Origin of the sequence: Streptomyces sp. PR69, from assembly GCF_026420845.1 — a bacterium.
In the GTDB taxonomy this organism is placed as follows: Bacteria; Actinomycetota; Actinomycetes; order Streptomycetales; family Streptomycetaceae; genus Streptomyces.
Window position 1 is genome coordinate 62,034 of the sequence record NZ_JAOWCB010000021.1, and the last position, 18,577, is coordinate 80,610.

Below are 18,577 nucleotides of genomic sequence, written 5' to 3' on the forward strand. Positions count from 1 at the left end.
GAAGAGATGCCGGAGCGGGGGGATTGGTTGGCTGCGCGCGGGGACCATTCCCGTGACGCGGCCCACGGGGGCCGCCTGGGCGGCGACCAGTGGGTCTTTACGGGGGCTCCGCCCCCGGACCCCCGCTCCTCAAACGCCGGAGGGGCTGGAAAATCCAGCCCGTCCGGCGATTGAGGACACGGCCGAAGGCCGTACCGGGGGTCTGGGGGCGGAGCCCCCCAGTTACGGGAAGGGGCGGGGAGGGGGAAAGACCCGCCGGGCACGGCCTAGGCTGGCCCCGCGGCAATGCGCCGCGGGGAGTTCGGGGGAGTGACGCGAAGTGCAGATGCAGCCGCTGGAACCGGGAGAGCCGACCTCCGTCGGCGCATACCGGCTGCTCGGCCGGCTCGGCGCGGGCGGCATGGGCCGGGTCTACCTCGGCCGCAGCGCAGGCGGCCGCACCGTCGCCGTCAAGGTGGTCCACCCCCACTTCGCGCTGGACGAGGAGTTCCGCGCACGCTTCCGGCGCGAGGCAGAGGCGGCGCGGCGCGTCGGCGGCCGCTGGACGGCCCCCGTGCTCGACGCCGATCCGGACGCCTCCGTGCCCTGGATCGCCACCGGCTATGTGGCCGGCCCTCCGCTCTCCTCCGCCGTCGCCGAACACGGCCCGCTGCCGGCTCACTCCGTACGGGCGCTGGGCGCGGGGCTCGCCGAGGCGCTTCGGACCGTGCACGCCCTGGATCTCGTACACCGCGATGTGAAGCCCTCCAATGTGCTGCTGACGCCCGAGGGCCCGCGGCTGATCGACTTCGGGATCGCGCGGGCGACGGACGGGACGGCCTCGCTGACGTCGACCGGTGTGTCCGTCGGCTCGCCCGGCTATATGTCGCCCGAGCAGATCCTCGGCAAGGGCGTCACCGGCGCGGCGGACGTCTTCTCGCTGGGCGCGGTGCTGGCGTACGCGGCGACCGGCGAGGCGCCCTTCCCCGGCGACTCGTCCGCCGCGCTGCTGTACAAGGTGGTGCACGAGGAGCCCGAACTGGGCGCGCTCCAGGGCGAGCTGCGGGAGCTGGTCGCCGCCTGTCTGGCCAAGGACCCGGCCGCGCGGCCCGCTCCGCAGGACGTCGTACGCGGCCTCGCGCCGGAGGGGGCGGCGGCGCTGCTGGGGCAGGGGTGGCTGCCGGGGCCGCTGGTGGAGCAGGTGAGCCGGTCGGCCGTCAGCCTGCTGAATCTTGAGGTGACGGAGCCGGACCCGGCGTCCGGGCCCGCACCCGGCCCCGCGTCCCGCTCCGCTCCCGGCCCCGCCTCCGGCCCCGTTGACTTCTCCAGGCCCGTGATCGGCGTGTTCGGCCCCCCGGTGGAGCCGACGTCCGCGCCTGCCGGGGACCGGCAGCCGGAGACCCCGGGACGTCGCACCCGCGGCCGGAGGGTCAGCTGCACGGTGGCGCTGACCGTCGCGGGCGCGCTCGCGGCCGTCACGGTCGGCGGCACGTATCTGCTCGACCTGTGGCCCGACTTCGGCTCGGGCGGCCGGAACGGCGAGGGCGATGGCGCGGCCCGTCCGCCCGCCACCTCCCCGCAGCCGTCGACGACGCGGGACGGCGACGGCGCCTTTGACACCCTGCCGGAGACGTTCGTCGGCACCTGGAGCGGTCCCGCGGTGGAGCGGACCGGGCTGCCGCACGGTCAGGTGACGGCGGAGTTCCAGGCAGGCGCGAAGGGGGAGGACGTCCTGCGCACCACCAACTCCATCTCTCTGCTGGGCGTGGAGATCACCTGCCATGGCATCGGCAAACTGGTGTCGGCGACCGCCCGCGAGGTCCGCGTCGAGGAGCGGCCCGACCCGGACCGCCCGGGCGCGGGCGAGGGCAAGTGCACCGGGGGCCTCGCGGAGCTGACGTTCACGCTCGGCGGCGACGGCACCCTGCGCTACCAGTCGCAGGAGGAGGCGGCGGGCAAGCCGTCCGCGACCCTGGCCAAGAGGGCCGAGCCGAGCGGCTGAGGGGGCGAAAACCGAGCGAAACCGCTGGCGTAGGCTGGTCCGGTCCGTCCAGAACCCTTCGAAAGGGACGCCCGGTGATCGAGAAGGCCGACCTTCAGCCCATCCTCGACCGTGCCGCCGCAGGTGGGCGGATCACCCCCGAGGAAGCCCTCGACCTGTACCGCCACGCGCCGCTGCATGCGCTGGGCGCGGCGGCCGACGAGGTGCGGCGGAGGCGGTACGCGGGCACGGAGCACATCGCCACGTACATCATCGAGCGGAACATCAACTACACCAATGTGTGTGTGACGGCGTGCAAGTTCTGCGCGTTCTACGCACCGCCGAAGGACGCTGCCAAGGGCTGGACACGGGATCTGGACGACATTCTGCGGCGCTGCGCGGAGACCGTGGAGCTGGGCGGCACGCAGATCATGTTCCAGGGCGGGCACCACCCGGACTACGGCGTCGAGTACTACGAGAAGCACTTCGCGGCGATCAAGAAGGAGTTCCCCCAGCTGGTGATCCACTCGCTGGGCGCGTCCGAGGTCGAGCACATGGCCCGCATCTCGGGCGTCCCGGTCGAGGAGGCCATCTCCCGCATCCATGCCGCGGGCCTCGACTCCTTCGCGGGCGCGGGCGCGGAGCTGCTCCCGGAGCGTCCGCGCAAGGCCATCGCCCCGCTGAAGGAGAGCGGCGAGCGCTGGCTGGAGATCATGGAGATCGCGCACGGTCTCGGCGTCGAGTCCACGTCGACCATGCTGATGGGGACGGGCGAGACCAACGCCGAGCGGATCGAGCATCTGCGGATGATCCGCGATGTACAGGACCGGACGGGCGGCTTCCGGGCCTTCATCCCGTACACCTACCAGCCGGAGAACAACCATCTGAAGGGCCGCACGCAGGCCACGATCTTCGAGTATCTGCGGATGATCGCGATCGCCCGGCTCTTCATGGACAACATCGCCCATATCCAGGGCTCCTGGCTGACCACCGGCAAGGAGATCGGCCAGCTGTCGCTGCATTACGGCGCGGACGACCTGGGCTCGATCATGCTGGAGGAGAACGTGGTCTCCTCGGCGGGCGCGAAGCACCGCTCGAACCGCCAGGAGATCATCGACCTGATCCGCCGCGCGGACCGGGTCCCGGCGCAGCGCGCGACGACATACGAGCACCTCGTGGTCCACGACGACCCCGCGAACGACCCCGTCGACGAGCGCGTGGCCTCCCATATCTCCTCCACGGCCATCGAGGGCGGCACGGCCCACCCGGAGCTGAAGCTCCTCGCGTCCAGCTGAGGCGGCGTTGCTGACGCTGCACACCGCGCCCCTGCTGCTGCCGGTCGGCGCGCCGCCCGTCGCCGACGGCGCGGTCCTCCTCGACGGCGACCGGATCGCCGCCCTCGGCCCGTACGAGGAGCTCGCCGCCGCGCACCCCGCGGCACGTGTACGGCGCTGGCCGGGCGTCCTCACCCCCGGCCTGTGCCAGCCGCACGCCCGGCAGCTGCTCACCCGCGCCTACCACCCGGACCCGCGCGAGGCCGACCTGCTCGGCACGGAGCCGATCACAGGGGAGGCGCTGGAGCGGCTGCGGCTGGACGAGGCACGCTGGGCGGGCAGCGTACGGCGGGGCCTCCAGCGCATGCTGGCGCACGGCGTCACCGCCCTGACCGGGCCCTTCCCTCAGTGGGTGCGCCCCGCGGTCGCCCGCTCCGGCCTGGCAGTCCTTCCCGCGCCCAGCGCCCTTGCCGACCGGCCCCCGCACCTCGACCCCTTCGCCGGCGGCCTCGCGGCCGCGGCCCACGGGCCCCTGCGGGAGGCCGGCCGCGCCGACCTGGCGGCCTTCGACGTCCCGGACGAGACCGCGCTCGTCGAACGCGGCGCGGGCGCCTGCGTCGCCACCGTGCTCGCCGGACGGCTGGTATACCGGCGGCGCTGAGCCCCCTGGCCGTCTTCCGGCCGCCCCCGACCGGCACAATGGGGCACGTGACCCGAGCCTCGCTGGACAAGCAGCCGCATGAAGTCGCCTCCATGTTCGACGACGTGGCGGCCAACTACGACCTCACCAACGACGTGCTCTCGCTCGGCCAGGACCGGCGCTGGCGGCGGGAGGTCGCCAGGGCGGTGGACGCGCGCCCCGCGCAGAAGGTGCTGGATCTGGCGGCCGGCACCGGGACGTCGTCGATGCCGTTCACCGAGCGCGGGGCGTATGTCGTGCCGTGCGACTTCTCGCTCGGGATGCTCCGCGAGGGCAAGAAGCGTCACCCGTGGCTGCCGCTGACCGCGGGCGACGCGATGAAACTGCCGTTCAGGGACGACGTCTTCGACGCGGTGACGATCTCCTTCGGGCTGCGCAACGTCCAGGACACCGAGGCGGCGCTGCGCGAGATGTACCGGGTGACCAGGCCCGGCGGGCGGGTGGTGATCTGCGAGTTCTCGCATCCTGCCTGGGCGCCGTTCCGGACGGTGTACGAGGAGTATCTGATGCGGGCGCTGCCGCCGGTGGCGCGGGCCGTGTCGTCCAACCCCGAGGCGTACGTCTATCTCGCCGAGTCGATCCGCTCGTGGCCCGAACAGGCTGAGCTGGCGCGGCTGCTGCAGCGGGCCGGCTGGGCGGGGGTCGCATGGCGCAATCTGACCGGGGGGATCGTGGCCCTGCACCGGGGCGTCAAGCCGGTGGCCTGAGGCTGGAGGGCGGGAGCCCCCGCATGGAGCCCCTCGGCTTGTGATCAGCGCGCCACCATAGACTGCACATGTCCTGTGCCGTTCGGTACGCACAATCGAGTAATCGGGAGCCCCCGCCGTGACCGAGCCCCTCTCCGAACACACCGCCGATGTGATCGTCGTCGGGGCAGGCCCGGCCGGCTCCACAACCGCGTACCACCTCGCCAAGGCGGGGCTGGACGTCCTGCTGCTGGAGAAGACCGCCTTCCCGCGGGAGAAGGTCTGCGGCGACGGCCTCACGCCCCGCGCCGTCAAACAGCTGGTGGCGATGGGCGTCGACATCTCCGAGGAAGCCGGCTGGCTGCGCAACAAGGGCCTGCGGATCATCGGCGGCGGGGTGCGGCTCCAGCTCGACTGGCCGGATCTGGCCTCGTATCCGGACTACGGACTGGTCCGCAAGCGCGATGACTTCGACGAGCAGCTGGCCCGGCAGGCGCAGAAGGCGGGGGCGCGGCTGTACGAGCGCTGCAACGTCGGCGCCCCGGTCCTGGACGACCGCACCGGCCGCATCACGGGCGTGCACGCCAAGCTGGGCGAGGAGAAGCGGGACGTCGTCTTCCGCGCCCCGCTCGTCGTCGCCGCCGACGGCAACTCCTCCCGGATCTCCCTGGCGATGGGTCTGCACCGCCGCGAGGACCGTCCCATGGGCGTGGCCGTGCGCACCTACTTCACCTCGCCGCGCCACGACGACGACTATCTGGAGTCGTGGCTGGAGCTGTGGGACCGCCGCGGGCCCGGCGAGGACCGGCTGCTGCCCGGCTACGGCTGGATCTTCGGCATGGGCGACGGCACCTCCAACGTCGGCCTCGGCGTGCTGAACACCACCGCCTCCTTCCGCGAGCTGGACTGGCGCGAGGTCCTCAAGACATGGTGCGCCTCGATGCCGGAGGACTGGGGGTACGTCCCCGAGAACATGACAGGACCGATCCGCGGCGCGGCGCTGCCCATGGCGTTCAACCGGCAGCCGCACTACACCCGCGGACTGCTGCTGGTCGGGGACGCGGGCGGCCTGGTCAACCCGTTCAACGGCGAGGGCATCGCATACGCCATGGAGTCCGGCCAGATCGCCGCCGACGTCATCGTGCAGGCCCATGCGCGCCGCACCCCGGCCCAGCGCGAGGCCGCCCTGCTCCACTACCCCAAGGTCCTCAAGGACACCTACGGCGGCTACTACACGCTCGGCCGTGCGTTTGTGAAGCTCATCGGCAATCCTAAGGTCATGAAGATCGCCACCCAGCGGGGACTCACACACCCGGTGCTGATGAAGTTCACGCTGAAGATGCTGGCGAACCTGACCGACCCCACGGGCGGCGATGCGATGGACCGCATCATCAACGGCCTGTCGAAGGCGGCGCCGAAGGCCTGAGCCGGGCTCCCGCACAGGGCTCATACGACGTGAGGGCCGCCGTCCCCGGAACTCCGGGAGCGGCGGCCCTCACGACGTGGGAGAGCGAGCTACAGGACGCGGACCGCGCCGGTCGCCGGGTAGCCCGACAGGTCCTGGATCACCACGCCCTTGCCGGGGTTGGCGGCGTCAAGGTACTGGCCGTTCCCGATGTAGACGCCCGTGTGGTACGCGGAGCCCGCGGCGCCCCAGTAGAGGATGTCGCCCACCTGGAGGTTCGACAGGCTCACCTGGGTGCCCGCGGTCGACTGGGCCTGCGAGACGCGGGGCAGCTCGATGCCGACCTGGCGGAACGCGGCCTGGACCAGGCTGGAGCAGTCCCAGGCGTTGGGGCCGGTGGCGCCCATGATGTAGGCGTCGCCGAGCTGCGCCTTGAGGAAGCTGATGACGGTCGCGACACTGCCCGTGGCCTGCTGCGAGCTGCTGGAGGCGCCGGCACTCGCCGAGGAGCCTGCGGAGCCGGAGGAGCTGGACGAGCCGGAGGCGCTGTACGAGGACAGGGAGGTGCGCTCGGCGGTGCGGGAGGCACGCTCCTTGGCCTCGGCCTCGGCGCGCTTCCTGGCCTCCTCCTTCGCCTCGGCCTCAGCCTTGCGGTCCGCCTCTTCCTTGGCCTTCTTGGCGGCCTTGGCGGCCTTCTCCGCGGCGGCGTCCTCCTGGGCGCGCAGTTCGTCGTGCTGCGCCTGGAGTTCGAGGTCGAGGGCGACCCGCTGGGTGGCCGCGGCGGCCTGCGCGGCGGCGACCGAGAGGTCGGCGGTGATCGTGGGCATCTCGATGGTCTCGGTCACCGGGTCGGCGTTCGCCGGACCGGCCGCACCGGCCACCGCAAAGGTGCTGAGGACGCCACCGGCAACTCCGGCGCGCAGCGAGAGCTTCGAGGCGCTGCGGCGGGGCTTCCGGTGGCTGGGTATGTGAGCGGTCTGGGACATGAGAACAACCGCTATCAAGCCAGGACGGTTCCCTTCAAGAAACGTGTGTTGCGCCACAGTTGCGTGCGGAACCCGTGAATCCGTTTCCTTCGCGCCTTTATTGACGCCGTAACGGTCAAAACGGGCATGGGTGATCACGGCTGTGATCATGGGCTTTCTGTGAAACGTCCGAATTGCCGGGGGCTTACCACTCCCGCGGTCCGTTGGCCAAGCCCGCTTTCAGCGGCCGCCTGGGCGAGTGGCGCAGGTCACAGAAAGGTCACCGTCCAGCGGCGGCTCGATTGCTCGTGAATGTGTGAACGAGTGCGCGGCCCGGCGGCGGCTGTCCACTTCGCTCCGCCGGGACCCTCGCGCGAGTGACCGCGGGTCCAATATCACCCGGAACGGTCCCTTGCGAATTTGCCTGTAGCTCCCATCGTTTGATATGGCAACCCCGCTTCGACCAGCGAAAACGGGCGCGGATGTCACGTATGGCAACCGCTCGGACGCTTCGCGTATGAAGATCACTTCTCATCCGGCTTCATGATCCTTCGTCAGGTGTCAAAGATCACAAACTCCTTGCGGTACCCCGTGTCGCAGATCACAGACCGGCGGGCATAGGATGCGTGGCAGTCGGGCTTGTGAACTGCCTCACATGTGCACGATCTTCGCGAGGCGGCGATGGGGAAGCCCGGTGCGGTCCAACGGTCAAGGACGACTGGAAGGAGCGAGGAGGGTGAATGCCTACGCGCCCATCCTTGTGCTCGGCGCCCTCGGGGCAGGGTTTGCGATCTTCTCCGTGGTCATGGCCACGCTCACTGGCCCCAAGCGCTACAACCGGGCGAAGCTCGAAGCGTACGAGTGCGGCATCGAGCCCACGCCCACGCCGGCCGGCGGCGGCCGCTTCCCGATCAAGTACTACCTGACGGCGATGCTCTTCATCGTCTTCGACATCGAGATCGTCTTCCTCTACCCCTGGGCCGTCACCTTCGACGCGCTGGGGCTTTTCGGGCTGGTGGAGATGGTGCTCTTCGTTCTGACCGTCTTTGTCGCCTATGCCTATGTGTGGCGGCGCGGCGGCCTGGAATGGGACTGAGCGACCACAGGGCCAGGACTACTCAAGCGGCGTCAGGAGCACACCAATGGGACTCGAAGAGAAGCTGCCGAGCGGCTTTCTGCTGACCACCGTCGAACAGGCCGCGGGCTGGGTGCGCAAGTCATCCGTCTTCCCGGCGACTTTCGGGCTGGCCTGCTGCGCCATCGAGATGATGACGACCGGCGCCGGCCGGTACGACCTGGCCCGCTTCGGCATGGAGGTCTTCCGCGGCTCGCCGCGCCAGGCCGATCTGATGATCGTCGCGGGGCGGGTCAGCCAGAAGATGGCGCCGGTCCTGCGGCAGGTCTATGACCAGATGGCCAACCCCAAGTGGGTGATTTCCATGGGGGTTTGCGCTTCATCGGGTGGAATGTTCAACAATTACGCGATTGTGCAGGGCGTTGATCATGTTGTCCCCGTCGACATCTATTTGCCAGGCTGCCCGCCCCGCCCGGAGATGCTGATGGACTCGATCCTCAAACTCCACGAGAAGATCCGGACGTCCAAGCTCGGCGTCAATGCGGAGGAAGCGGCCCGCGAGGCGGAGGAGGCGGCCCTCGCCGCGCTCCCCACCATCGAGATGAAGGGGCTGCTGCGATGAGCGAGCCCACCGAGCCGAACCCCGAGAAGGAGCTCAGCGAGCAGAATCTGCCGGGCCAGCGGGGCGAGCACGGCGAGGAGATCCGGGTCCAGCGCGGCATGTTCGGCGCGAACAACGGCGGCGACACCTCCGGCTACGGCGGCCTCGTCCGCTCCGTACGGCTGCCCGGCCCGGCAGCCCGCCCGTACGGGGGCCCGCGCGGCAAGGACGCGTACGGGGAATTCGACGAGGTCGCCGATGAACTCGAAGGCGCGCTGGAGGAGCAGGGCCTCGTCCCCGAGAACGCCATCGAGAAGACGGTCGTCGACCGCGGCGAGCTCACCTTCCACATCGCCCGCGAGCATCTGGCGCTCGTCGCCCGCACCCTGCGCGACGACCCCGCGCTCCGCTTCGAGCTGTGCACCGGCGTCAGCGGCGTCCACTACCCGCAGGACAAGGGCCGCGAGCTGCACGCCGTCTACCATCTGCGCTCGCTCACCCACGGCCGGCTGCTCCGCCTTGAGGTCTCGGCCCCGGACGACGATCCGCACATCCCGTCCCTGGTGTCGGTCTATCCGACCAACGACTGGCATGAGCGCGAGACCTACGACTTCTTCGGGCTCGTCTTCGACGGACACCCGGCCCTCACCCGGATCATGATGCCGGACGACTGGCAGGGCTTCCCGCAGCGCAAGGACTACCCCCTCGGCGGCATCGCCGTCGAATACAAGGGCGCCCAGATCCCGGCTCCGGACCAGCGGAGGTCGTACTCATGACAACGCCATCTGCTTCGGCGCGCGAGACCACCGAGGGGACCGTCTACACGGTCACCGGCGGCGACTGGGACGAATTCGTCCAGTCCGCGGTCAAGGCCGACGACGAACGCATCGTCCTCAACATGGGCCCCCAGCACCCCTCCACCCATGGGGTGCTCCGACTCATCCTGGAGATCGACGGCGAGACCGTCACCGAGGCCCGCTGCGGCATCGGCTACCTCCACACCGGCATCGAGAAAAACCTCGAATTCCGCAACTGGACGCAGGGCACCACCTTCGTCACACGCGCGGACTATCTGACGCCGTTCTTCAACGAGCAGGCGTACTGCATGGGCGTGGAGCGGCTCCTCGGCATCGAGGACCAGATCCCGGAGCGCGCCCGGGTCATCCGGGTGCTGCTGATGGAGCTCAACCGGATCTCCTCGCATCTGGTGGCCATCGCCACCGGCGGCATGGAACTCGGCGCCACCACGATCATGGTCTATGGCTTCCGCGACCGGGAGCTGATCCTCGACGTCTTCGAGCTGATCACCGGGCTGCGGATGAACCACGCCTTCATCCGCCCCGGCGGACTCGCCCAGGATCTGCCGCCCGGCGCCATCGACCAGCTGCGCGAGTTCCTCAAGACCATGAAGAAGAACCTGCCGGAGTACGACAAGCTCGCCACCGGCAACCCCATCTTCAAGGCCCGGCTGCAGGACATCGGCTATCTCGACCTCGCCGGCTGTATGGCCCTCGGCGTGACCGGCCCGATACTGCGCTCCACCGGCCTCGCGCACGACCTGCGCAAGACCGACCCCTACTGCGGCTACGAGACCTACGACTTCGACGTCCCGACCGCCGACACGTGCGACTCCTACGGCCGCTTTCTGATCCGCCTGGAGGAGATGCGCCAGTCGCTGCGCATCGTCGAACAGTGCCTCGACCGGCTTCAGCCGGGCCCGGTGATGGTCGCCGACAAGAAGATCGCCTGGCCCGCGCAGCTGGCGCTCGGCCCCGACGGGCTTGGCAACTCCCTGGACCACATCAAGAAGATCATGGGCACCTCCATGGAGGCCCTGATCCACCACTTCAAGCTGGTCACCGAGGGCTTCCGGGTGCCGCCCGGGCAGGTGTACGCGGCCGTCGAGTCGCCCCGCGGCGAGCTGGGCGCACATGTCGTCTCCGACGGCGGCACCCGCCCCTACCGGGTGCACTTCCGCGACCCGTCCTTCACCAATCTCCAGGCCATGGCGGCGATGTGCGAAGGCGGCCAGGTCGCCGACGTGATCGTGGCCGTGGCGTCCATCGACCCCGTGATGGGAGGCGTCGACCGGTAATGACGGACGTATCTCTGGGGATGCCCCAGCCGCCCGCCCCCGCCTACCCGGCCGAGGTGCGGGCCAGGCTGGAGGCCGACGCCAAGGAGATCATCTCCCGCTATCCGCACAGCCGCTCCGCGCTGCTGCCGCTGCTGCATCTGGTGCAGTCCGAGGAAGGCCATGTCACCCGCACCGGCATGCAGTTCTGCGCGGAGATGCTGGACCTGACCACCGCCGAGGTCACCGCCGTCGCCAGCTTCTACACCATGTACCGCCGCAGGCCCTCCGGCGACTACCAGGTCGGCGTGTGCACCAACACCCTGTGCGCGGTCATGGGCGGCGACGCCATCTTCGGCGAACTCCAGGAGCACCTCGGCGTCGGCAACGGCGAGACTACAGACGACGGCAAGGTCACGCTGGAGCACATCGAGTGCAACGCCGCCTGCGACTTCGCGCCCGTGGTGATGGTCAACTGGGAGTTCTTCGACAACCAGACGCCCGAGAGCGCCCGGCGGCTCGTTGACGACCTGCGGGCGGGCCGCCCTGTCGAGCCCACCCGAGGCGCCCCGCTGTGCACCTTCAAGGAGACCGCCCGCATCCTCGCCGGTTTCCCCGACGAGCGCCCCGGAGCGGTCGAGGCCACCGGCGGCGCGGGGCCCGCCTCCCTCATCGGGCTGCGCCTGGCCAGGGGCGAGAAGCCCGCGGCGCGGGTGGTCTCCCCGCGCGCCGAGACCGTCCAGGAGCCTCCGTCCGCCGACGGCGCCGCAACCGAGGAGGGGGAGTGATGACCGTGTCCACCGAATACGGGGGCGCGTCCCAGCCGGAGGCCGGGGGAGGCGCGAGCCCGGAGAAGCTCCTCGCGCCCGTGCTCTCCGCCTTCTGGGACGAGGAGCAGTCCTGGACGCTTGAGACCTACCGGCGTCACGAGGGGTACGAAGGGCTGCGCAAGGCGCTCGCCATGGCGCCCGACGACCTCATCGCGTACATCAAGGACTCCGGGCTCCGCGGCCGCGGCGGCGCCGGCTTCCCGACCGGCATGAAATGGCAGTTCATCCCGCAGGGCGACGGCAAGCCGCACTATCTCGTCGTCAACGCCGACGAGTCGGAGCCCGGCACCTGCAAGGACATCCCCCTGATGTTCGCCAATCCGCACTCCCTCATCGAGGGAATGATCATCGCCTGTTATGCGATCCGCTCCAGTCGCGCCTTCATCTATCTGCGCGGCGAGGTGGTACCCGTACTGCGCCGGCTCCATCTGGCGGTCCGCGAGGCATACGAGGCCGGCTACCTCGGCGCGAACATCCTCGGCAGCGGACTCGACCTTGACATCACCGTGCACGCGGGCGCGGGCGCGTATATCTGCGGCGAGGAGACCGCGCTGCTGGACTCCCTGGAAGGGCGGCGCGGCCAGCCCCGGCTGCGGCCCCCCTTCCCCGCCGTCGCCGGTCTGTACGCATGCCCCACTGTGGTGAACAACGTCGAGTCCATCGCGTCGGTTCCCGCGATCGTCAACCGCGGCAAGGAATGGTTCCGGTCGATGGGCAGCGAGAAGTCCCCCGGCTTCACTCTCTACTCGCTCAGCGGCCATGTCGCCAGCCCCGGACAGTACGAGGGCCCGCTCGGCATCACGCTGCGTCAGCTCCTCGACATGAGCGGCGGGATGCGCCCCGGCCACCGGCTGAAGTTCTGGACCCCCGGAGGCTCCTCCACCCCGCTGCTCACCGACGAACACCTCGACGTCCCGCTGGACTACGAGGCCGTGGGCGCGGCCGGGTCCATGCTCGGCACCAAGGCGCTCCAGTGCTTCGACGAGACCACCTGCGTGGTGCGGGCCGTCACCCGCTGGACCGAGTTCTACGCCCATGAGTCCTGCGGCAAGTGCACCCCCTGCCGGGAGGGCACCTACTGGCTCGTCCAGCTGCTGCGTGCCATCGAAAACGGGGGTGGAATCCTCTCCGACCTCGACAAGCTGAACGACATCGCCGACAACATCAACGGCAAGTCGTTCTGCGCCCTCGGCGACGGCGCCGCCTCGCCGATCTTCTCCTCGCTGAAGTACTTCCGGGAGGAGTACGAGCAGCACATCACCCAAGGCGGCTGTCCCTTCGACCCAGCGAAGTCCACGGCGTGGGCCGACAAGCACCTGGAGGCGCGGTCATGACCGTCACCACGTCCGGCAGCGCGGGAGGGGGCGCCGTGCCCGCCGAGGACCTGGTCACCCTCACTGTCGACGGCGTCGAGATCTCCGTCCCCAAGGGGACGCTGGTGATCCGGGCCGCCGAACAGCTCGGCATCGAGATCCCCCGCTTCTGCGACCATCCCCTCCTCGACCCGGCAGGCGCCTGCCGCCAGTGCATCGTCGAGGTCGAGGGCCAGCGCAAGCCGATGGCGTCCTGCACCATCGCCTGCACCGACGGCATGGTCGTCAAGACGCAGCTCAGCTCCCCGGTCGCCGAGAAGGCCCAGCGGGGTGTGATGGAGCTGCTGCTGATCAACCATCCGCTGGACTGCCCGGTCTGCGACAAGGGGGGCGAGTGCCCGCTGCAGAACCAGGCCATGTCGCACGGCGACGCCGAATCCCGCTTCGACGGCAAGAAGCGCACCTTCGAGAAGCCTGTGCCGATCTCCCCGCAGGTGCTGCTCGACCGCGAGCGCTGCGTCCTGTGCGCACGCTGCACCCGCTTCTCCAACCAGATCGCGGGCGACCCGATGATCGAAATGCTGGAGCGGGGCGCGCTGCAGCAGGTCGGCACCGGAGTGGGCGACCCCTTCGAGTCGTACTTCTCCGGCAACACCATCCAGATCTGCCCGGTGGGCGCGCTCACCTCGGCCGCGTACCGCTTCCGCTCCCGCCCCTTCGACCTGGTGTCCTCGCCCAGCGTGTGCGAGCACTGCGCCGGCGGCTGCGCCACCCGCACCGACCACCGGCGCGGCAAGGTCATGCGGCGGCTGGCCGCCGACGACCCGGAGGTCAACGAGGAGTGGCTGTGCGACAAGGGCCGCTTCGCCTTCCGCTACGCCCAGCAGCGCGACCGGCTCACCGGCCCGCTGGTGCGCAACCGGGACACCGGTGAACTGGAGCCGGCCGGCTGGCCAGAGGCGCTGGCCGCGGCTGCCGAAGGGCTGGCCGCCGCGCGCGGCCGGGCCGGGGTGCTGGCGGGCGGCCGGCTGACCGTCGAGGACGCCTACGCGTACGCCAAGTTCGCGCGGGTCGTCCTCGACACCAACGACGTCGACTTCCGCGCGCGCGTGCACAGCAGCGAGGAGGCCGACTTCCTGGCCGCCCAGATCGCCGGCCGCGGCCGTGATCTGGACTCCACGGGTGTGACATACACGGCGCTGGAGAAGGCCCCGGCCGTGCTGCTCGCCGGGTTCGAGTCCGAGGAGGAGGCGCCCGGCGTCTTTCTGCGGCTGCGCAAGGCGAACCGGAAACACGGTCAGCGCACCTTCGCGCTCGCCACGCACGCCACACGCGGCCTGGTCAAGGCCGGCGGCACCCTGCTGCCCGCCGCGCCCGGCACCGAGACCGAATGGCTGGACGCGCTCGCCGCGGGCGCCGGCCTGGACGGGGACGGCGAGGCGGCGGCCCGGGCGCTGCGGACCGAGGGCGCGGTGCTGATCGTCGGCGAGCGGCTCGCGGGCGTGCCCGGCGCGCTGACCGCCGCCGTGCGCGCCGCTGCGGCCACCGGGGCGCGGCTGGTGTGGATTCCGCGCCGGGCGGGCGAACGCGGCGCGGTCGAGGCGGGCGCGATCCCCTCGCTGCTGCCGGGCGGCCGGCCCGCCACCGATCCACGCGCGCGTGAGGAGACCGCCGCCGTCTGGCGCGTACGGGAGCTTCCGCACCGCTACGGCCGCGACACCGGCCAGATCGTGGAGGCCGCCGCCACCGGCGAGCTGGCCGCGCTGCTGGTCGGCGGGGTCGAGGTGGCCGATCTGCCCGACCCGGCACGCGCGCGTGAGGCGCTCGCCGCGGCGTTCACGGTCTCCCTGGAGCTGCGGCCCGGCGAGGTGACCGCACACGCGGATGTCGTCCTCCCGGTCGCGGCCGTCGCCGAGAAGCCCGGCGCGTTCCTCAACTGGGAAGGCCGGGTGCGGATGTTCGAGGCGGCGCTCAAGCCGGACCAGCTGACCCGTACGCCCGCTCCAGCGGACGCGCGCGTGCTGCATATGCTTGCCGACGCCCTCGACCGCGACCTCGCCCTGCCCGATCTGCTCTCCGTGCGGCGGGAGATGGACCGGCTCGGCCGCTGGGACGGGCCCCGGGCGGGCGAACCCGCGGGGTCGGCGCGGCCGCTGCCGCGCCCCGGGCCCGGAGAAGCGGTCCTCGGCGGCCACCGGATGCTGCTCGACCAGGGCGTCCTCCAGGAGGGCGACCCGGCGCTGGCCGCCACCCGGCACGCGGCAGTGGTCCGGCTGTCCGCCGCGACCGCAGCCGAGACCGGCGTCAAGGACGGCGATGTGCTCCAGGTGTCCGGGCCCGCGGGCGCCGTGCGGCTGCCGCTGCACGTGAGCGAGATGCCCGACCGGGTGGTGTGGCTGCCGCTGAACTCCACGGGCGGCGGCGTCCTGTCGGACACCGGCGCCCGCCCCGGCGAACTGGTGCGCATCACGGCGGCTCCGGGAGCGCCGGACACGGCGGCGAGTGAGGTGGAGGCATGACGGCGAACCCGGCTGTGAACCCAGCCCTGGCCCTTGAGGACCTGGCCCTTGAAGACCTGTCCATGTTCGGACGGGACCCCTGGTGGCTCATCGCCCTCAAGGCGGTGTTCTGCTTCGCCTTTCTGATGGTCACCGTGCTGTTCTCCATCGTGTGGGAGCGCAAGGTGGTGGCCTGGATGCAGCGGCGCATCGGCCCTAACCGGCACGGCCCCTGGGGGCTGCTGCAGTCGCTCGCCGACGGCGTCAAGCTGATGCTCAAGGAAGACGTCGTCGTCCGGCGGGCCGACAAGGCGGTCTATGTCCTCGCACCGGTCGTGGCCGCGATCCCCGCCTTCATGGCATTCGCCGTGATCCCCTTCGGCCCCGCGGGCAACGAGGTCTCGGTCTTCGGCCAGCGCACCACGATGCAGCTCACCGATCTGCCGATCGCGATGCTCTACATCCTCGCGGTCGCGTCGGTCGGCATCTACGGCATCGTGCTGGCCGGCTGGTCCTCCGGATCGACCTACCCGCTGCTCGGCGGACTGCGGGCCTGCGCACAGATGATCTCGTACGAGATCGCGATGGGCGCGGCCTTCGCCTCCGTCTTCCTGTACTCCGGGTCGATGTCGACCTCGGCGATCGTGGACGCGCAGGCGGACCGCTGGTACGTGGTGCTGCTGCCGGTGTCGTTCCTGATCTATGTGGTGACGATGGTCGGCGAGGTCAACCGCGCACCCTTCGACATGCCGGAGTCCGAAGGCGACCTGGTCGGCGGCTTCAACACCGAATACAGCTCCATCAAGTTCGCGATGTTCATGCTGGCCGAGTACATCAACATGGTCACGGTCGCCGCGGTGTCGGTGACCCTCTTCCTGGGCGGCTGGCGGGTTCCGTACCCGGTGTCCGCGGTCTGGGAGGGCGCGAACCACGGCTGGTGGCCGCTGCTCTGGTTCACGCTCAAGCTGCACCTGGTGTTGTTCTTCTTCATCTGGCTGCGCGGCACGCTCCCGCGGGTCCGCTACGACCAGTTGATGAAGCTCGGCTGGAAGGTCCTCATCCCGGTCTCGGTGGCCTGGCTGATGCTGGTGGCCACCGTGCGGGCGCTGCGGAACCAGAACTACGACTTCCAGGAGATCGTGCTGTACGTCGGCGGCGCGGTCCTCGCCGTCCTGCTGCTGTCCTTCGTCGCGGACCTCTTCCGCGGCCGGCAGGAGAAGGCGGAGGAGGAGGCGGCGGCCAAGCGGCCGCCGGCCGAATTCGACCCGATGGCCGGCGGGTTCCCCGTGCCGCCGCTGCCCGGACAGACCCTGCCGCCCGTGCCGCGGCGCAGGCCGCGCCGCGAGCGCGAGCTCATTGTCAGTGGCGGCCCGGATACTGCAAGTGACGGAAAGGAGGCTGACGGTGTCTGAGGAGAACGAGACCACATCCACATCCGCGCAAGCGTCCGCGTTCCACAATCCCGTGGCCGGCTTCGGCGTGACCTTCAAGGCCATGTTCCGAAAGCGGCTGACCGAGCAGTACCCGGAACAGCGGAAGGTCACAGCGCCGCGCTTCCACGGCCGGCATCAGCTCAACCGCCACCCCGACGGCCTGGAGAAGTGCGTCGGCTGCGAGCTGTGCGCCTGGGCCTGCCCCGCCGACGCCATCTATGTGGAAGGCGCGGACAACACGGACGAGGAGCGCTACTCCCCGGGCGAGCGGTACGGCCGCGTCTACCAGATCAACTACGCCCGCTGCATCTTCTGCGGGCTGTGCATCGAGGCGTGCCCGACGCGCGCGCTGACGATGACCAATGAGTTCGAGCTGGCCGACAGCAGCCGGGCCAACCTCATCTTCACCAAGGACCAGCTCCTGGCCGGTCTGGAGGAGGGCATGGTCGACACCCCGCACGCCATCTACCCCGGCATGGACGAACAGGACTACTACCGGGGGCTGGTGACCGAGGCCGCGCCCGGCACCGTCCGCCAGCGGCCCGTGTCCCAGGAGAACGACGAGAAGGAGAAGCAGCAGGGACAGGAGCAGGAGCGGGGACGGGAGCAGGAGCGGCGGCAGGAGGAGGTGGCGGACGCATGAACACCACCCTCGCCGCCACCCTGACCTCCACCGGCGAGGCCGTCCAGTTCTGGATCCTCGGCGCCGTCGCCGTCATCGGGGCGCTGTGCACCATCCTGATGAAGAAGGCCGTGCACAGCGCGCTCTGCCTGGCCGGGACCATGATCGTGCTGGCGGTGTTCTACCTGGCCAACGGCGCCTACTTCCTGGGCGTCGTCCAGATCATCGTCTACACCGGCGCGATCATGATGCTGTTCCTGTTCGTCGTGATGCTCGTCGGCGTGACGGCCGCGGACTCCCTCAAGGAGACCCTCAAAGGGCAGCGCTGGCTCGCCGCGGGCTGCGGGCTCGGCTTCGGCGTCCTGCTGATCGCCGGCATCGGCCATGCCTCCCTGTCGACGTTCAACGGCCTTGGCGCGGCCAACACCGCCCACGGCGGCAATGTCGAAGGGCTGGCCCGGCTGATCTTCACCCGCTATGTGTTCGCCTTCGAGATCACCGGCGCACTGCTGATCACCGCCACGGTGGGGGCCATGGTGCTGACCCACCGGGAGCGCACCGAGCGGGCCAGGACCCAGCGTGAGCTGGCCGAGCAGCGCGTGCGGGAAGGCAAGCAGCTGCCGCCGCTGCCCGCACCTGGCGTCTACGCCCGGCACAACGCCGTGGACATCGCCGGACTGCTGCCCGACGGCACCCCGTCCGAGCTGACCGTCAGCAAGACCCTGCGGGAGCGCGGCCAGATCCGCGATGTGTCGAGCGAGGCGCTGAACGACCTCAAGGCGCTGGAGCAGCGCTCCGAGGAGCGGCTCGGCCGGGACGAGGAGGCGGTCAAGTGAACCCGGTCAACTATCTCTACCTCTCCGCGCTGCTGTTCACCATCGGCGCTGCGGGCGTGCTGATCCGGCGGAACGCGATCGTGGTGTTCATGAGCGTGGAGCTGATGCTCAACGCCTGCAATCTGTCGCTCGTCACCTTCTCCCGGATGCACGGCAACCTCGACGGCCAGGTCGTCGCCTTCTTCACGATGGTCGTCGCCGCCGCGGAGGTCGTGGTCGGGCTCGCGATCATCGTGTCGCTGTTCCGCTCCCGTCACTCGGCCTCGGTCGACGACGCCAGCCTGATGAAGCTGTAAGGGGACGCT

Annotated in this window: 17 protein-coding genes; 16 read left to right on the forward strand and 1 reads right to left on the reverse strand. The window is 70.4% G+C overall.

The features are described 5' to 3' along the window. Positions 1-325 precede the first annotated feature (325 nt). The 5 genes from OF819_RS20130 to OF819_RS20150 all read left to right on the forward strand — a co-directional run bounded on the left by OF819_RS20130 (position 326) and on the right by OF819_RS20150 (position 6,046). Entirely contained in the window at positions 326-1,981 is a 1,656-nt protein-coding gene (locus OF819_RS20130) for a serine/threonine-protein kinase (RefSeq protein ID WP_267245022.1), read from the forward strand. A 74-nt stretch (positions 1,982-2,055) separates the two neighbouring features. Continuing rightward, complete coding sequence (gene mqnC / locus OF819_RS20135; protein ID WP_267244987.1) at positions 2,056-3,255, forward strand: cyclic dehypoxanthinyl futalosine synthase; 1,200 nt, start codon at positions 2,056-2,058, stop codon at positions 3,253-3,255. A gap of 7 nt (positions 3,256-3,262) precedes the next feature. Then, entirely contained in the window at positions 3,263-3,895 is a 633-nt protein-coding gene (locus OF819_RS20140) for an imidazolonepropionase-like domain-containing protein (RefSeq protein WP_267244988.1), read from the forward strand. Positions 3,896-3,942: 47 nt separating this feature from the next. Beyond that, positions 3,943-4,641: a demethylmenaquinone methyltransferase gene (locus OF819_RS20145; protein ID WP_267244989.1), complete on the forward strand. Its 699-nt coding sequence runs from the start codon at positions 3,943-3,945 to the stop codon at positions 4,639-4,641. A 118-nt stretch (positions 4,642-4,759) separates the two neighbouring features. After that, positions 4,760-6,046: a geranylgeranyl reductase family protein gene (locus tag OF819_RS20150; protein ID WP_267244990.1), complete on the forward strand. Its 1,287-nt coding sequence runs from the start codon at positions 4,760-4,762 to the stop codon at positions 6,044-6,046. An 89-nt stretch (positions 6,047-6,135) separates the two neighbouring features. Here the strand turns inward: OF819_RS20150 and OF819_RS20155 are convergent, their stop codons facing one another. Next, on the reverse strand, positions 6,136-7,011 hold the full coding sequence (locus tag OF819_RS20155) for a C40 family peptidase (RefSeq protein ID WP_267244991.1): 876 nt from the start codon (positions 7,009-7,011) through the stop codon (positions 6,136-6,138). Positions 7,012-7,726: 715 nt separating this feature from the next. Between OF819_RS20155 and OF819_RS20160 the strand changes: the two genes are divergently transcribed. The 11 genes from OF819_RS20160 to nuoK are packed head-to-tail and all read left to right on the forward strand — an operon-like array spanning position 7,727 to position 18,568. Next, positions 7,727-8,086, forward strand: coding sequence for an NADH-quinone oxidoreductase subunit A (locus tag OF819_RS20160; RefSeq protein WP_267244992.1), 360 nt, complete (start codon positions 7,727-7,729; stop codon positions 8,084-8,086). A gap of 46 nt (positions 8,087-8,132) precedes the next feature. Further along, positions 8,133-8,687 (forward strand): NuoB/complex I 20 kDa subunit family protein, encoded by a 555-nt coding sequence (locus OF819_RS20165; protein ID WP_267244993.1) that lies wholly within the window; start codon positions 8,133-8,135, stop codon positions 8,685-8,687. Beyond that, positions 8,684-9,442 (forward strand): NADH-quinone oxidoreductase subunit C, encoded by a 759-nt coding sequence (locus tag OF819_RS20170; RefSeq protein WP_267244994.1) that lies wholly within the window; start codon positions 8,684-8,686, stop codon positions 9,440-9,442. Before OF819_RS20165 ends, OF819_RS20170 begins: the two co-directional genes overlap by 4 nt. Further along, positions 9,439-10,761, forward strand: coding sequence for an NADH-quinone oxidoreductase subunit D (locus OF819_RS20175; protein WP_267244995.1), 1,323 nt, complete (start codon positions 9,439-9,441; stop codon positions 10,759-10,761). The genes OF819_RS20170 and OF819_RS20175 overlap by 4 nt, the downstream gene beginning before the upstream one ends. Then, positions 10,761-11,528 (forward strand): NADH-quinone oxidoreductase subunit NuoE, encoded by a 768-nt coding sequence (gene nuoE / locus OF819_RS20180; RefSeq protein ID WP_267244996.1) that lies wholly within the window; start codon positions 10,761-10,763, stop codon positions 11,526-11,528. Before OF819_RS20175 ends, nuoE begins: the two co-directional genes overlap by 1 nt. Next, complete coding sequence (nuoF, locus tag OF819_RS20185) at positions 11,528-12,904, forward strand: NADH-quinone oxidoreductase subunit NuoF (RefSeq protein WP_267244997.1); 1,377 nt, start codon at positions 11,528-11,530, stop codon at positions 12,902-12,904. The genes nuoE and nuoF overlap by 1 nt, the downstream gene beginning before the upstream one ends. After that, the gene (locus tag OF819_RS20190; protein ID WP_267244998.1) at positions 12,901-15,402 is read left to right on the forward strand and encodes an NADH-quinone oxidoreductase subunit G; all 2,502 of its coding nucleotides are present in this window, start codon (positions 12,901-12,903) and stop codon (positions 15,400-15,402) included. The genes nuoF and OF819_RS20190 overlap by 4 nt, the downstream gene beginning before the upstream one ends. Continuing rightward, positions 15,399-16,793 (forward strand): NADH-quinone oxidoreductase subunit NuoH, encoded by a 1,395-nt coding sequence (nuoH, locus tag OF819_RS20195; RefSeq protein WP_267244999.1) that lies wholly within the window; start codon positions 15,399-15,401, stop codon positions 16,791-16,793. Before OF819_RS20190 ends, nuoH begins: the two co-directional genes overlap by 4 nt. Then, on the forward strand, positions 16,786-17,457 hold the full coding sequence (nuoI, locus tag OF819_RS20200) for an NADH-quinone oxidoreductase subunit NuoI (RefSeq protein WP_267245000.1): 672 nt from the start codon (positions 16,786-16,788) through the stop codon (positions 17,455-17,457). Before nuoH ends, nuoI begins: the two co-directional genes overlap by 8 nt. After that, positions 17,454-18,272: an NADH-quinone oxidoreductase subunit J gene (locus tag OF819_RS20205; protein ID WP_267245001.1), complete on the forward strand. Its 819-nt coding sequence runs from the start codon at positions 17,454-17,456 to the stop codon at positions 18,270-18,272. Before nuoI ends, OF819_RS20205 begins: the two co-directional genes overlap by 4 nt. Beyond that, complete coding sequence (nuoK, locus tag OF819_RS20210) at positions 18,269-18,568, forward strand: NADH-quinone oxidoreductase subunit NuoK (RefSeq protein ID WP_267245002.1); 300 nt, start codon at positions 18,269-18,271, stop codon at positions 18,566-18,568. The genes OF819_RS20205 and nuoK overlap by 4 nt, the downstream gene beginning before the upstream one ends. The last annotated feature ends 9 nt before the right edge of the window (positions 18,569-18,577 follow it).

Coding starts and splice junctions, on each gene's coding strand:
- OF819_RS20130 (WP_267245022.1), top strand. CDS start 326: ATGCAGCCGCTGGAACCGGGAGAGCCGACCTCCGTCGGCGCATACCGG.
- OF819_RS20155 (WP_267244991.1), bottom strand. CDS start 7,011: ATGTCCCAGACCGCTCACATACCCAGCCACCGGAAGCCCCGCCGCAGC.
- OF819_RS20165 (WP_267244993.1), top strand. CDS start 8,133: ATGGGACTCGAAGAGAAGCTGCCGAGCGGCTTTCTGCTGACCACCGTC.
- OF819_RS20170 (WP_267244994.1), top strand. CDS start 8,684: ATGAGCGAGCCCACCGAGCCGAACCCCGAGAAGGAGCTCAGCGAGCAG.
- OF819_RS20175 (WP_267244995.1), top strand. CDS start 9,439: ATGACAACGCCATCTGCTTCGGCGCGCGAGACCACCGAGGGGACCGTC.
- nuoE (WP_267244996.1), top strand. CDS start 10,761: ATGACGGACGTATCTCTGGGGATGCCCCAGCCGCCCGCCCCCGCCTAC.
- nuoF (WP_267244997.1), top strand. CDS start 11,528: ATGACCGTGTCCACCGAATACGGGGGCGCGTCCCAGCCGGAGGCCGGG.
- OF819_RS20190 (WP_267244998.1), top strand. CDS start 12,901: ATGACCGTCACCACGTCCGGCAGCGCGGGAGGGGGCGCCGTGCCCGCC.
- nuoH (WP_267244999.1), top strand. CDS start 15,399: ATGACGGCGAACCCGGCTGTGAACCCAGCCCTGGCCCTTGAGGACCTG.
- OF819_RS20205 (WP_267245001.1), top strand. CDS start 17,454: ATGAACACCACCCTCGCCGCCACCCTGACCTCCACCGGCGAGGCCGTC.